The sequence below is a fragment of the Streptomyces sp. NPDC053048 genome (assembly GCF_044547045.1).
Taxonomy (GTDB): domain Bacteria; phylum Actinomycetota; class Actinomycetes; order Streptomycetales; family Streptomycetaceae; genus Streptomyces.
The window spans coordinates 1-13,518 of sequence record NZ_JBITZS010000014.1; the positions used below are offsets into that span (position 1 = coordinate 1).

At 72.1% G+C, this 13,518-nt stretch carries 12 protein-coding genes; 5 read left to right on the forward strand and 7 right to left on the reverse strand.

Annotated features, from left to right (window positions below):
- Positions 1 to 145 precede the first annotated feature (145 nt).
- Entirely contained in the window at positions 146 to 1,516 is a 1,371-nt protein-coding gene (locus tag ACIG36_RS30625) for an erythromycin esterase family protein (RefSeq protein ID WP_399934923.1), read from the reverse strand.
- A gap of 189 nt (positions 1,517 to 1,705) precedes the next feature.
- On the opposite strand from ACIG36_RS30625, the gene ACIG36_RS30630 reads away from it, so the two are divergent.
- Together ACIG36_RS30630 and ACIG36_RS30635 are read left to right on the forward strand one after the other, a co-directional pair.
- Positions 1,706 to 2,773: a methyltransferase gene (locus ACIG36_RS30630; protein ID WP_399934926.1), complete on the forward strand. Its 1,068-nt coding sequence runs from the start codon at positions 1,706 to 1,708 to the stop codon at positions 2,771 to 2,773.
- 39 nt (positions 2,774 to 2,812) lie between these two features.
- Positions 2,813 to 3,583 carry a trypsin-like peptidase domain-containing protein gene (locus ACIG36_RS30635; protein WP_399934929.1) on the forward strand — a complete coding sequence of 257 codons (771 nt, stop codon included), beginning with the start codon at positions 2,813 to 2,815 and terminating at the stop codon, positions 3,581 to 3,583.
- 118 nt (positions 3,584 to 3,701) lie between these two features.
- Here the strand turns inward: ACIG36_RS30635 and ACIG36_RS30640 are convergent, their stop codons facing one another.
- Together ACIG36_RS30640 and hemA are read right to left on the reverse strand one after the other, a co-directional pair.
- Complete coding sequence (locus tag ACIG36_RS30640) at positions 3,702 to 4,949, reverse strand: MFS transporter (RefSeq protein WP_399934932.1); 1,248 nt, start codon at positions 4,947 to 4,949, stop codon at positions 3,702 to 3,704.
- Positions 4,946 to 6,187: a 5-aminolevulinate synthase gene (gene hemA / locus ACIG36_RS30645; RefSeq protein ID WP_399934935.1), complete on the reverse strand. Its 1,242-nt coding sequence runs from the start codon at positions 6,185 to 6,187 to the stop codon at positions 4,946 to 4,948. The genes ACIG36_RS30640 and hemA overlap by 4 nt, the downstream gene beginning before the upstream one ends.
- Before the next feature lie 253 nt (positions 6,188 to 6,440).
- Here hemA and ACIG36_RS30650 point away from each other — a divergent pair, with 253 nt between their 5' ends.
- Positions 6,441 to 6,596 (forward strand): hypothetical protein, encoded by a 156-nt coding sequence (locus tag ACIG36_RS30650; protein WP_399934938.1) that lies wholly within the window; start codon positions 6,441 to 6,443, stop codon positions 6,594 to 6,596.
- A gap of 31 nt (positions 6,597 to 6,627) precedes the next feature.
- Positions 6,628 to 7,632 (forward strand): response regulator transcription factor, encoded by a 1,005-nt coding sequence (locus ACIG36_RS30655; protein ID WP_399934941.1) that lies wholly within the window; start codon positions 6,628 to 6,630, stop codon positions 7,630 to 7,632.
- Positions 7,633 to 7,644: 12 nt separating this feature from the next.
- On the opposite strand, the gene ACIG36_RS30660 is transcribed toward ACIG36_RS30655, so the two are convergent.
- The 4 genes from ACIG36_RS30660 to ACIG36_RS30675 all read right to left on the reverse strand — a co-directional run bounded on the left by ACIG36_RS30660 (position 7,645) and on the right by ACIG36_RS30675 (position 10,969).
- Positions 7,645 to 7,854 carry a hypothetical protein gene (locus tag ACIG36_RS30660; RefSeq protein WP_399934944.1) on the reverse strand — a complete coding sequence of 70 codons (210 nt, stop codon included), beginning with the start codon at positions 7,852 to 7,854 and terminating at the stop codon, positions 7,645 to 7,647.
- Between the two features lie 125 nt (positions 7,855 to 7,979).
- Positions 7,980 to 8,921 (reverse strand): amidohydrolase family protein, encoded by a 942-nt coding sequence (locus tag ACIG36_RS30665; protein ID WP_399934947.1) that lies wholly within the window; start codon positions 8,919 to 8,921, stop codon positions 7,980 to 7,982.
- Positions 8,922 to 9,044: 123 nt separating this feature from the next.
- On the reverse strand, positions 9,045 to 9,833 hold the full coding sequence (locus ACIG36_RS30670) for an ATP nucleotide 3'-pyrophosphokinase (protein WP_399934950.1): 789 nt from the start codon (positions 9,831 to 9,833) through the stop codon (positions 9,045 to 9,047).
- A gap of 251 nt (positions 9,834 to 10,084) precedes the next feature.
- A complete protein-coding gene (locus tag ACIG36_RS30675; protein WP_399935284.1) occupies positions 10,085 to 10,969 on the reverse strand; it encodes an aminoglycoside phosphotransferase family protein in 885 nt (294 codons plus the stop codon).
- 298 nt (positions 10,970 to 11,267) lie between these two features.
- Here ACIG36_RS30675 and ACIG36_RS30680 point away from each other — a divergent pair, with 298 nt between their 5' ends.
- A complete protein-coding gene (locus ACIG36_RS30680; RefSeq protein ID WP_399934953.1) occupies positions 11,268 to 13,454 on the forward strand; it encodes a hypothetical protein in 2,187 nt (728 codons plus the stop codon).
- Positions 13,455 to 13,518: the final 64 nt, after the last annotated feature.

Below are 13,518 nucleotides of genomic sequence, written 5' to 3' on the forward strand. Positions count from 1 at the left end.
GAGAGCGCCCTCCAACGCCTGACCCGCACCCTGGGCGCCCAGCACCCGCACACCCTGGCGGCCCGGCAGAGGGTACGGCCCTACTGGGACTTCGAACCGTATCTCGACTGATCGAATCCTGTCTGCCCCCACCGGGGGCCCGCCGTCATTCGGCCGGCGGTACCGACGCCCGCACCGTGTGCAGATGCACCACGACGTCGAAGGCACGGCCCAGCGCGAGCGGTGGTGTCGGCTGGTTGGGGTACCGGCCCGGGATGACGTACGTCGGGCGTGCCGTCTTCAGCCAGTCGCCCAGGACCCGGTCGCGGCCCGCCGCGCGCAGGTCGACGTAGAAGTCGCGGTAGCGCACCTGGTCGAGGGTGTACTCGTTGCTGCCGGGGGCCGCGGGGCCGACGGCGTACACACCCGTCCCGCCCGTCGCCGTGCGGGCGCGGTACCTGCCGCTGTGCAGCGAGGTGCCGACGGCGAGGTACTCACGGCCGACGAGCTCGCGCAGGTCCGCGCCCATCGTGACCGGGTAGAAGTCGGGCACGGCGGACTCGTAGGCGGCGTGCCCGTTGTGGGCCGAGATCACGATTCGCTCGCCCGTCTGCCGCTGCCACCACACGGCGGTCTCCGCCATGGTCCGGTCGCGGTGGCGGCTCGCGGCCTTCGCCTGGGCCGGGTCGCTCCAGTCGACGGTGTACTCCGTGGCCATGTGCGAGATGATCCGGGCCTCCTGCAGCACCCAGGGATCCCGCTTTCCGGCCCCGGCCAGCAGCCGGTAGGCGGCCGCCGCGTCGTCCGCCATCGTCTTCCGTTCGGCGAGCGGCAGGGCGTTGTACGCCGCCATGCGCGTGCCGACCCCGGTGGGCAGGGCGCGGAGTGCGGCATAGTGGCGGCGGAGTTGGGGAAGGAGGGCGGGTTCGTTGTCCTCGGCCCAGGTGAGGATGCGCTCGTACTGCTCCGGATCGGCGTCCGAGAAGTCCAGGCCCACGACGCGGAGCTGGTGCGAGGCGGTGCGATTGTGCTCGCGCATCCAGCTGAACAGCTGCGCTATCTCCTCCGTGTTCAGCAGGAAGTACCCGTCCTGGAACTCCTCGCGCATGATCTGCCGTACATCGCCCTTGCCGGTGAGGAGATACGTGTTCAGCCGGGTGGCCGCCGACCAGCTGATCTCCATGGCGTAGGCGGAGAAGCCCTCCCGCCGCACCAGTTGCCTGAACAACCGGTCCTTCACGGTGAACAGTTCCTTCGAGCCGTGCGATGCCTCGCCGATTCCGACGATGGACGCGCCCCGGGTCATCGAGGCGAACGCGGCGAGATCACCCCCGGGACCGCCGGGCTCGGCGGTGCGCAGCGGATGGGCGTACCGGTCCAGCCGCCTCGCCACGTCCTGGTCCGGGGCCGTTGCCGTGGCGGCGGGGGACGCGCCGGTCCGCGGACCGCCTGCCGCAGCGGTGGCGGCGGCCGGGCCCAGGAACGTCGCCAGGGCGAGCGCCAGCGTGACGGAACGGCGTAAAGATATGTGCGACATGCAGGAAGTTATAACAGGCGTCATGACCGGCGCCGGATCGGGCGACGCCCGCCCGCGGGGCATTGCGGCCTCCCCGACATCAACTTAGGCTTGCCTAACTTCCCGGTGGCGGTGAGCCGCCGGGCTTCGGCATCCCGCCGTCCGGCGCGCGCCCGTGCGCCGGACGGCGCCACCACGAAGGGGGCCACGATGACAGGAGCGGAAGACAACAAGGAGCAGGTCGCGGCGGACTGGCAGCACCGCGGTCTCGTCTCGCGGCTGGCCTTCGGGCAGCTGGCCACGCAGGCCCTGGGGGCCGCCCTGCGGCTGGACGTCTTCGAACTCATCGGTGACGGCGAGCGCCAGGCCACCGACCTCGCCCACGAACTCGGTGCCCAGCCGCAGGCCACCCACCGGCTGCTGAGCGCCCTGGCGGCGCTGGGGCTGCTGACCGAGACCGCGCCGGGTGCCTTCTCCACGACTCCGGCGGGCGACCTGCTGCGCGCCGGCGTGCCCGGCACCATGCTCTCGGTGGCACGGATGTTCACCGACCCGGTCATGCTGCGCGGCTGGGACCGCCTGGACGAGAGCGTGCGGACGGGGAAGCCGTCGTTCGACACGGTGTTCGGCACGGACTTCTTCGGCCACCTCAAGGAACGCCCAGAGCTGTCCGCCGAGTTCAACGCGGCGATGAGCCAGGCGACGAAGCTCGCCGCCGACGTCATTCCCCATCATTACGACTTCGGCCGGTTCTCCACCGTCGTGGACGTGGGCGGCGGTGACGGCACCCTGCTCTCCGCCATTCTGCGCGCGCACCCCGGCCCGCGAGGCATCGTCCACGACACTCCGGAAGGCCTGGCGCAGGCCTCCGCGCGCTTCTCCCGCGAGGGCCTCACCGACCGAGTGGCCCTGGAGACGGGCGACTTCTTCGCCTCGGTGCCGGCCGGTGGCGACCTCTATCTGCTCAAGAGCGTGATCCACGACTGGAACGACGACCAGTGCGCGACCATTCTGCGCCACATCCGGGGTGTCATTCCGGACAACGGTGCACTCCTGCTCGTCGAACCGGTCCTGCCGTCCACCGTGCCCGCCGAGAGCACCGACCTCGCCTTTTTCAGCTACCTCAGCGACCTGAACATGCTGGTGAACGTCGGCGGCAGGGAACGGACCGCCGAGGACTTCCGCGCACTGTGCGCAACGGCCGGCTTCCGCCTCGATACCATCACCCCGCTGCCGTTCCCGAACACCTACAAGTTGATCGAAGCGCGCCCGGTCTGAGGCGTGTTCCGTCCGACATCGACTGTTTGGAGTGATCACATGAGACGTGTGTTACCTGTGTTACGTGCCCTGGGCCTTGCCGTCCTCGTCGCGAGCATGTCCCTCGTCGCGACGGCCCCGTCCGCGAGCGCGGACACGCGCACGGCCGTCGGAGGCGGCACCGGGATCATCTTCCGGCTGAGCCCGACGCCGGAGGCGCCCACCGGCTACTACATCTGCACCCTCACCGCCGTCGGCCGTGACGCGGCCGGCAACCTGGTGGGCCTGACCAACGCCCACTGCTTCATCGACGACAAGGGCAACAAGCTGGTCGGCGAGACTGTCTACCGGGACGTCTCGCCCGCCGGGACGGCCTTCGAGCCCGCCCCGATCGCCAACAGCCGCCCCGACCTCCAGACGGGCGCCATCGGCACGGTGACGTACGTCAGCACGCCCAACAATCTGCTCAACACCGGCCCCAAGGGCCTGGACTACGCGGTGATCAAGCTCGACGAGAGCAGAGTCGCCCCCACCAGCACCGTCGGCGGAGTGACCATCACCTCGATCGGAGCCCCGCCCGCCAACGGCACCCGCATGTGCAAGCAGGGCCACCGCACCGGCCTCACCTGCGGCAAGAAGCTGGGCACCAGCGGCATCTGGTTCACCCACCTCATCTGGACCAACGGCGGTGACTCCGGTGCCCCCGTCGTCGACGGGCAGACCCTGGTCGGCAACGCCTGGGGCGCCCAGCACAGTTCGCCGATCCTGAGCATCATCGACGAGATGAACGCCAACGGCGGAGTCGGCGCCGGCTTCCACCTCGCGAGCTGACCCACCGCCGCGGCAGGAGCTCACGGGCACCGGCCGCAGCAGCTCACGGGCCCGCCGCGGCTCCCGGCCGCGACGGGCCCGTGACCGGTCCCTCCATCTCCACTGCCGCGCCCCGGGCTCACCGCCCGGCGTCGCTCCGGGCGTTGCGGCGGGCCGTCACCGCCGACAGGGCCGCCGCGGTGACCCCCAGCGCGGCCGTGACGGCGATGAACGCCGGGCCCGCGGGCTGCCAGGGACTCAGCACGGTGGTGCCCACGGCGACGCCCAGGTGGTCCAGCGTGCCGTTCCACGAGACCACGCTCGCCCGGCGGCGCGGGCTGGCGCCGCCGAGATAGGTCTGCTGCGTGGTGTAGAAGGCGCCGCCGGCCATGAACCACACGAACAGCGCGGCCAGGGTCACCTCGAGCCGGCCGGCGGACAACGTGACGACGGCCGCCGCCACGAACACCAGGGCCAGCACGGCCGCGAGCCCGTTCTCGTCGCCGCCGCGCCCCCGCACCCGGTCGATCACCCGGCCGGCCAGTACCGAGCCCGTCAGGGAACCGGCCCCCACCAGCAGCCCGACCAGCCCCAGCCGCCCCGCGTCGAAGGCGAAGCGCTCGGCGAACAGCGCACCGACGAACGTGTACGCGCCCAGGCGACCGGCCTGCAGGAAGCCCGTCGACAGCAGCGGCAGCGCCAGCCGCCCCTCCCGCCACACCCCGAACCCGCCCAGCACCGAACCGGCACGGGGCGAACCGGCGACGCCCGGAGGCGGCCCCTTCAGCAGCCACACCACGAGCAGCACCACCGGCGCCAGTCCGGCGGCCAGGGCGGCGAACGCCCAGGACCAGTGGGCGCTCTGCGCGAGCAGCCCGCCCAGCGGCACCCCCAGCACCTGCCCCAGCGCGTAGCAGGCGACCCCGCCCGCCACCGCCCGGCCGCGCTGCCGCGGGGCCGCGGCCTCGGCGAAGTAGGCCCACATCGCCGGGGCGGCCATCGCCCCGCCCAGGCCCGTCAGGGCGCGGGCCGCGGTCAGCGCGCCCAGACTGCCGGCCGTGGCGCACAGGAGGTTGCCGCACAGGAACAGCACCCCGCCCCCGGCGACGAACACCCGGCGCGGGAACCGGTCGGAGACCCCGCCGAGCAGGGGAGCGGCGATCGCGTACGCCAGCACGTAGGCGGTCACGACCTGGGCCGCGGCGCCGGTGCCCACCCGCAGGTCCGCGGCGATGGTGGGCAGCAGCGGCGAGACCAGGAACGTCTCGGCCCCCATGAGGAAGAGGAAGGCGTACAGCACGGCGCAGCGGGCCCACGGCGTGGCCTGCCGGTCGTCCCCCGCCGCATGGCGGGGAACGACCAGCGGCCCGGGGCCGGGCCCGCTCACGCCGACTCCGCGTAGGCGGCGGGCGCCGTCGTGCGGGGCAGGCCGAGCTCGTCCCAGGCGCGGTCCAGGACGTCGGCGAAGTGATGGACGTCGGCGGGCCGGTGGACGGGGGAGGGGTTGATGCGCAGCCGCTCGCTCCCCATGGCGACGCTGGGGAAGTTGATGGGCTGCGCGTACAGCCCGTGCCGCTCCAGCAGGAGTCCGGCCAGCCGCCGGCAGCGGTCCACGTCGCCCACCAGCACCGGCACGATGTGGCTCTGCTCGCTCACCAGCGGGATGCCCGCCCGGCGCAGCAGCGACTTCAGCAGCGCGGCCCGCTCGTGGAGCTGCTCGCGCTCGGTGTCGCCGGCCCGCAGGTGCCGGACGCTGGCCAGGGCGCCGGCGGCCAGGGCCGGCGGCATGGAGAGGGTGAAGATGAACGCCGGTGCCAGGCTGCGCACCGCGTCGATCATGGAGCCGGGACCGGCCAGATAGCCGCCGGCGGTGCCGTACCCCTTGGCGAACGTGCCCATCAGCACGGTGACCTCGTCGGAGATGCCGAGCTGGGCGGCCAGCCCGGCGCCCTGGGGGCCGTACATGCCGACGGTGTGCGCCTCGTCGACGTACACCAGGGCGTTGTGCCGGTGGGCGACCGCGCACAGCTCGGCCATGGGGGCCATGTCGCCGTCCATGGAGTAGACGGACTCGAACGCGACCACCTTCGGCCGGCCCGGACGGACCGCGGACAGCTTCCGGTTGAGGTCGGCGGGGTCGTTGTGGGCGAAGACGTGGCGCTCGGCGCCGCTCGCCCGCATCGCCATGATCATCGAGGCGTGGTTGAGCCGGTCGGAGAAGAACGCGCAGTCCGGCAGCGTCCTGCCCAGCACGTACAGGGCGGCGTCGTTGGCGGCGTAGCCGGTGATGAAAGTGAGCGCGCTCTCCTTGTCGTGCAGATCGGCCATCTCACGCTCCAGCGCGACGTGGTGCGGGGTGGTGCCCGAGATGTTGCGCGACCCGCCCGCCGCGGCGCCGGAGGCGTCCAGCGTCGCGCGCATCGCGGCCAGCACGGCGGGGTGCTGGCCCATGCCGAGATGGTCGTTGCTGCACCAGACGGTGACCTCCCGGGGGCCGTCGGGCCGGTGGTGCAGGGCGCGCGGGAAGCGCCCCGCCAGCCGCTCGATCTCGATAAACGTACGGTATTGCCCGCTCTTGCGGAGATTGTCCAGGCGGTCGTCGAAGAAGCCCGTGTAGTCGAACATCGGTGGATCCCCCCGTGGTGGGGCGCGTCCCCCCGCGCCCTCGCACCTCGAGCATCGGGCCCGGCGGACCGTTCACGCATCGTCGGCGCGGGCGGAGCAGGATCCACCGAACGATGGCATATACGCCCGAACGGGTGATAACCCCATGGAGGAGGAAACCCGCCCGAAGCCCTCCTCCAGGAGGAGACCGGCCCGACGTGCCCCGATCGGTCGGTCGACCGATGTGCGCGACCCCCGGGCAGAACGCACAGTGGTGGCGGGCCGCCGCCCGCTGTCCCTCGACATCGCCCCCGACCTGTGCGTCCTGGCGGGCGACCTGATGACCGCTGACCCGCACGACATCCCGGCCATGCCCGTGGTGTTCACCGCCGTCGGCGGCGACGTCGTGCACGACGAACTCGCAGGTTGACCACCCACCACCCAATGATCATGCTGAACGGATGCCAGTGAAGCAGAGCACGACGGACGTGCTGAGCGCCGCCCTGCACGTACGCCGGACCGCGCACCGCGCCGTCGACGGCACCGGCGACGCGGACACCGTCCTCACCGCGTTGTCCGCGGTGATCGACTACGACCACGCGTCGCTGTCCCGGTGGGATCCGCTGCGCCGCCGTCACCTCACACTGGCCGGCAGCTACCCGGCCGGCGCCACCCGGTACATCGAGAGCCGCCTGCACGACGACCCCGGCTTCTCGCTCATCCGGCACTCGTCGGACACCACCCGCTGGTGGCACGACGTGCCCGGCCCGGTGCGGCGGACCTCCACCGGGTTCCACGACGTCCTCGAACCCCTGGGCGTCGAGGACGGCGTGGCCCAGTGCCTGTTCGCCGCGGACGGCAGGTACGTCGGCATCCTCAACGTCAGCACGACCCGCACCCGGTGCGACCAGCCGGCCGTCCGGGCCGTGATGACCCTGCTGGGCGAGTGCCTCGCGGCCGTCACCGACCCGCTGCTCGGCCCCCGTTCCTCCGGCGGTCGCGCCGGATCCGGCGACGCCGTGGGCGGCTCCTGCGCCGTGCTCCTGCCGGAGGACGAGGGCGCGGCCCCGGTGACGATGAGCGGAGAGCCGCTGCCCGGTCTCACCGAAGCCGGCTCCCCGCTGGCGACCCTGCTGCGGCGGACGGCGGCCCGGCAGCGGATGCCGGCCACCGTGCTGGTGCCGTACCGGCAGCGGATGCTCGAACTGCACCTGACCCGCCAGGACGCCGGAACGGTCGTGGTCTGCCGTACCGTCGCCCGCCCCTCGGCCCTCTCCCCGCGCGAGCTGGAGGTGCTGGCGGAACTCACCCAGGGGCGCACCAACCGGGAGATCGCCGAACGTCTCTTCCTCAGCCCGCGCACGGTCGCCACCCACGTCGAGCACATCCTCGCCAAACTCGACGTCCCCAACCGCGCGGCCGCCGCCGGACGAGCCGTCGCCTGGGGCCTCGAGCCTGCGTCCTGACCTCAGGGCGTGTCACGCGGCGTGCCGGCCGCTCGGCTCGTCGGCGGGCGGTTCACGGGTGGGCAGGTCGGGAACGGCGCGCAGGCGACTTGGCGGCAGCGCGTGCCGCGGCTGCGCGTCGGGGCGGACGTGGACGTTCTTCAGCACGCGTTCCTCGTACCGCCCCAGCGCGAGCACCAGGCACAGCAGGAGGGGAGGCATGAGCAGGGCAACGGCGACCACGAGGGCTCCTTCTGACGAGGCTGCGAGTGGCTTGCCTGATATGTGGCGGCTTGCCCCTCGTGCCGGTCCCAAACGCGCGGGTTCCGTCAGAGGTCTCTCAGCGGGGTCAGAGGTCTCTCATAGGGTCAGAGGGTCACGAGCTGTGTGGCGTTCTCCTCGAGGATCGCCGTCACCTGCGCCTCGGGCAGCCCCGAGTGCCTGATGTACTCGGTGGCGGCAAGGAATTCCTCACCGGGCTGGTAAGGAAAGTCCGTCCCGGGAACCAGCCGGTCGGCGCCCAGCGATTCCACGGCCGCCCACAGCGCCGGCACATGACCGTGCGCCACCGTGTCGTACCACATGCGCCGCGCCGCCATGCTCGGCTTCTCCGGGATGTCGGGGGCCTCCCAGCCGTACTGGCGATCCGCCCGGTTCAGCACCATGGGCAGCGCCCCGCCCAGGTGCGAGATCACGATCCTCAGCCGCGGGTAGCGCAGCGGGATCCCGGCGAGGATCAGGTGCATCGCCGCGACGGTGTCCTCCACCGGGGCCCCGATCATCCAGGTGAGACGGTGATAGGCGATCAGGGGTGAGTCCGCGCCCGTACCCGCCGGATGCACGTAGAGCACGCTGCCGCGCCGGTCCAGCTCCTCGAAGACCGGCTCGAACGCCGGATCCGCCAGTGAGCGGCCGAGAACCGACGTCGTCGTGGACGCGCCCACCATGCCGAGCACGTCCAGCGCCCGCTCGAGTTCCTCCAGCACGGCATCGGTGTGCGGGAAGGGCAGCGCCGCGAACGCCCGGAACCGGTCCGGCCGCCGCCGCACCACCTCCGCGTACTCGTCATTGGCCGTGCGGGCCGCGTGCACCGCGTGCTCACGCTCGGCGAAGTGCGGCGACTGCGGCGTCACCGACAGCACCTGATGCGAGATGCCGGCGGCGTCCATCAGCTCGAAGCGGGCCTCCAGCTCCGCGTCCGAGACCCCCGCGCCCAGCCCGCGCTGCGTGGTCGTATCGGTCTTGCCGTACCCCTGCAACAGATCGAGGTAGGCGTCCGTCCACGCGTGCGCGTGAATGTCGATCGCCATCAAGGCCCCTCTCGAGAGACGTCGAGAAGCCTGCCGGCCCACGAGAACCACGGTAGTCGAGGTTCCCGGCCCCGGCGATCGCTGCCGCCGGGGGCCGGGCGGTACCGGGGTAGCGGACTTTGCTCAGCCGGCGACGGGGGCCCGCACCGGTCCGGGAGCCGTGAGGCGATCGGCGCCCTGCGGGACGGGAACGGCGGCGAAGATCGCGTCCTGCTGCGCCTGCAGCTCCCTGGCCCGCTCCGGGCTCGTGCCCGGCAGGCGCTGCTCCTCGTACAGCTTGTGCGTGACCTCCTGGGCGTTCTTGCTCGCCGGGGTGTGGAACTGCACCTCGAAGCGATGCCCGGAGCGCGCCGCCGACCAGCCCGAATTGATCGCCTTGTAGCCCTTGGCGCGGCCCCAGGTGTTGGTCCACTTGATGCTGTCGTTGCCCCACACCGACAGCAGCCGCGAGGCGACGGTGACCCCCTCGGTGTAGCGGCCGTCGGGCCACCGCAGCGTATAGCGCACCGAGTCGTTGATGCCGGACAGGGCCTCGTTCACGTTCTGGCCCGGATGCTCCTTCATGGATGTGGCGACCTTGCGCTTGAGCGAGTCCGGCGACTTCAGGCGGTGGTCGAAGCCGACCAGCTCCGCCGAACTCAGCAGCGCCGCGGCCCGCACCTGGGGGCTGATGGAACGCTCGGCCCTCTTGGCCTGCTCCACGAACGCGTCCACGCGCGCGTTGTCCGCGGCGTTCAGCGCCAGCCCGCCCTCACCCTGCCAGCCGCCCCCGTTGTCGGCCCGGCCGGCCTTCCCGACCTTGTCGGCGACGGGCACGGCCGCCGCCTGGGCGCCGGGGGCCGCTCCCAGCCCGAGGGCCACGGCCAGCGCGGCCGAGGTGAGGGTGCGGGACATCATGGTGCCGAGATTCATGGGCGTTCGTCGTTCCTTTCCCGGAGGTTGCACGGGGCGGTCGGCATCGGCAGCGATGACACCGACGCCGAGCACACCAACGAGGGAGGACGTGACGGAGTGATCGGGGGGATTCGCAGGGGCCGGGTTTTGTCCTGATCGCGCCGATGGATGTCCGGATGACGTCATGTGTCCTCGGCCTGCCGCCGGGATGAGCCGGCGCGAGAACTCCCACGGGCGGGAGCCCATGGACGGGAGCCTGCGGGCTGCCGTCATGCGGTCCGGTGGTGATCGGCCGTGACCTCGTGGATGACGTGCCGGGCGATGCCCGCCATGACGGGGTTCGTCTCCCGGTAGTAGTCCAGTTCGGCGAGCGCGATCGACAGGGCCCAGCCACGGCCGCGCGTCCAGGTGGCGTCGTCGGCGCCCGTGGCGGCCCGGAAGGTGTCGCGCGCGCCGGCCGGCAGTACGTACCAGGCCGCGATCAGGTCGACGGCGGGATCGCCCAGGCCCAGGCACCCGAAGTCGATGACGGCGCCGAGCCGTCCGCCGGCCAGCAGGAGGTTCCCCGGCTGCAGGTCCGCGTGGATCCACACGGCCGGTCCCGGCCACGACGGGGCCCGCAGGGCGGCGTCCCATACGGCGGTCGCCGCGCCGGCGTCGACGACGGTGCGCAGCTCGCCGATCGCGCGACGCGCCGCGGCGTCCCGCGCCGCCAAGGGCTCGCTCCGGTAGGAGCGGGGGCCGCCGGCGGTGTCGATCCGGTGCAACGCGGCGACGAACCCGCCCAGGTCCCTCGCGAGCGAGCCGGGGTCGGTGACGCGCCCGGCGGCCGGAACCTCGCCGTCGAGCCAGCGGTAGACGGACCAGGGCCAGGGATAGCCCTCGGCGGGCGTTCCGCTGCCCAGCGGCACGGGAACGGCGACCGGAAGCGCCGGTGCGAGCCGCGGCAACCACTGGTGTTCCTTGCTCACATCGTCGGCGGCTCCCGCGACACGCGGCAGCCGCACCACCATGTCCTCGCCGAGCCGGTACATGGCGTTGGACGTGCCGGCGGAAGGAACCTCCACGAGGGGAAGGCCCGCCCACCGCGGAAACCGCGAAGCGACGAGCCGGCGAACGAGAGAGACGTCGATATCCGCTTCGTCGGCATGCATCTTGCCCACGCGCACGAGCACCTTTCGGGACGGGAGTGACCGGGGGAGGGAGGGAAGAGGAGGCAGCGGCGGGCTGCCGGTCGACGGCTATACGAACGCCGCGCGGGGCAACTCGTCAACCGATTTCCCGGCCGGCCGCCGCCGGAGCGCATCCGCTCCGTGCCCCTTTCGGAGCCGTCCGCGATGCGGGCCCTGCGGTGCCGACCTACGGTCGACCCGACGGATGGATGTGACGGCGAGTCAGGCCAGGGTTCCCGGCCCGGTCGGCCGGTGCGGCGAGTCGAGTCGGAGTCTGGTGATGAAGCGTCAGTTGGGAGCCGGTCGTGCCGGTGCCTGCCGTGACAGCGGCAGCGGTGCCGGTGGCGGCGGCCGTACCGGTGCCCGGCGGGCGCGGGGCCTGTGCCTCGCCGCGCTCGTGCTCGTCGTGGTGACCGGCCTGCTGCCGGGCACGCCGCAGACCGCCTCCGCCGTAAGCCGTCAGGTGCACACGCACCGTGCCGCCACGTTCAACATCCAGTACGGCAGCGTCGGCCGCTGGCAGAGCGCCGTCTTCCCGGTGGCCAAGCAGGTCGAGGTCCTCGCCCTGCAGGAGGTGCGGGACGAGCAGCCGGACCCGGACAACACCACCAAGGCGGCCGGACGGGTGGTCCCCAGCGAGACGACCGTCCACACGACCTCACCCAGGGCCACCTACGTCGTCGAACGCTTCCGCTGGGTGAACTGCGCACTGCGGCCGACCGCCGAACCCGCGCGCCCCTGCGTCATCTACAAGATGAACGTGCCGGGGAACCGCAACCGGGCCCTCGCCCTCGTCGTCAACCAGGTGAACGACGAGGTGGACGCCGTCAACGTCATCCCGCCCCAGGCCGTGGGCGGACGGCTGACGCCCGGTTCCCGGCCCGCCCTCGGCATCCGGCTCACCGACGGCACATGGTTCTACTGCATCCACGCCACGAACCGGGTGGGCACGTCCCAGACGAACGACGCCCCCTTCCTCGTGGACAAGGTCGAGCAGGCGGCCGGAAACCACTGGGCGGTCATGGGCGACTTCAACCGCACCCCCGACTCGCTGCCCGCGGACCCCGCCGGCCGGCGGACCGTCGTCCGCTCCGGCCGGTTCACCCACCCGAGGAGCTACCCCCGGACCGAGTTCGACTACATGGTCGCCAAGGGAATCCCCGCACAGCACGACTACACGGCCTTCCGGCTGCGCTACATGGACCAGTCCGACCACTATCCGGTCGGGTTCTGGAACAGCACGAGCCCCGACGGACACGACATCGCCTGCGCTCCCGAAGACGAGCTGCTGCGCGCCGCCGGAGCCCCGTGCGTGGTGCCCAGGCACCCGGTCATCGTCTCGATGGGCGACAGCTACGCCTCCGGCGAGGCCGGGCGGTGGGCCGGCAACGCCAACACCCACGGCCTGGGCACGGCGTGGGGCACCGACCGTGCCGCGGTCGACTGCCTCAGCGAGGACAGCTGCGGCCACGACCTGGACCGGGTCTACGGCGCGACCTCCTACGCGCCCGAGCAGGGCGGCAACCGCTGCGACCGCTCGGACACGGCCCCGATCGTCTTCGCCGAATATCCCCGTGTCGACCCCTGGCAGCACTTCGACATCGCCTGCTCCGGCGCGACCACCTACGAGATCACTCACCCGTACGCGGAGAAGAACGAGCCCGCGCAGACCGAACAGCTCGCGTACATCGCGTCGAACTACAAGGTCGAGATGGTCACGCTGTCGATCGGCGGCAACGACCTCGGCTTCGCCGACATCGTCAGGGACTGCGCGAAGCGCTTTCTGCGGCCTCCGCCGCTCTCCTGGTTCTACTACGGCCACTGCGCGGACGCCTGGGGCGGCATGACCGATGAGCTCCGGGCCGTCGAGGGCAGGGTGAGGACCGCGCTGTCGGCGATCGGGAACACGATGACGCGGGCCGGGTACAAGGCGGGGGACTACCGCCTCGTCGTGGAGTCCTACCCGGCCCCGCTGCCGCCCAGCAAGGACTACCGCTACGCCGCCGAGGACCGTACGCGGTACAGCGAGGGCGGCTGCCCCTTCTACGACGCCGACATCGACTGGGCCCGGCAGACCCTCGTCCGCGGCCTCAAGGACAGGCTCAGGAGCGCGGCGGCCGCCGCGAGCGCCACGTTCCTCGACCTCGACGACGTCTTCGCCCACCATGAGCTGTGCAGCGGATACGCCTACCAGGCGACGAAGGAGAACTCCGCGGCGAACCCCCTGAGCATCATCGAGGGGGAGTGGGTCCGCTGGATCCCCTACCTCTACTCGCCCGACTTCCTCTGGGAGTCCCAGGGCGACCAGCAGGAGTCGCTGCACCCCAACGCCTTCGGCCAGGAGGCGCTGGGGGCGTGCCTGACCGACCTCGGCTCGATGATCGCCAGGCCCACCACGACGACCGACTTCACCTGCGTGAACGATCCGGCCGAAGGGATCGTCGTCAGGAGGACCGGGCTCTCGTGAGCGCCGCCCGCCCCTCCGTCTGCCCGAATCTCCCGCCTGCCCTGACTCTCCCATCAGCCTGATT

Excerpts from the sequence above, each read along its gene's own strand:
- ACIG36_RS30625 (WP_399934923.1), bottom strand. The coding sequence starts at position 1,516 with ATGTCGCACATATCTTTACGCCGTTCCGTCACGCTGGCGCTCGCCCTG.
- ACIG36_RS30630 (WP_399934926.1), top strand. The coding sequence starts at position 1,706 with ATGACAGGAGCGGAAGACAACAAGGAGCAGGTCGCGGCGGACTGGCAG.
- ACIG36_RS30635 (WP_399934929.1), top strand. The coding sequence starts at position 2,813 with ATGAGACGTGTGTTACCTGTGTTACGTGCCCTGGGCCTTGCCGTCCTC.
- hemA (WP_399934935.1), bottom strand. The coding sequence starts at position 6,187 with ATGTTCGACTACACGGGCTTCTTCGACGACCGCCTGGACAATCTCCGC.
- ACIG36_RS30655 (WP_399934941.1), top strand. The coding sequence starts at position 6,628 with ATGCCAGTGAAGCAGAGCACGACGGACGTGCTGAGCGCCGCCCTGCAC.
- ACIG36_RS30665 (WP_399934947.1), bottom strand. The coding sequence starts at position 8,921 with ATGGCGATCGACATTCACGCGCACGCGTGGACGGACGCCTACCTCGAT.
- ACIG36_RS30670 (WP_399934950.1), bottom strand. The coding sequence starts at position 9,833 with ATGAATCTCGGCACCATGATGTCCCGCACCCTCACCTCGGCCGCGCTG.
- ACIG36_RS30675 (WP_399935284.1), bottom strand. The coding sequence starts at position 10,969 with ATGCATGCCGACGAAGCGGATATCGACGTCTCTCTCGTTCGCCGGCTC.
- ACIG36_RS30680 (WP_399934953.1), top strand. The coding sequence starts at position 11,268 with ATGAAGCGTCAGTTGGGAGCCGGTCGTGCCGGTGCCTGCCGTGACAGC.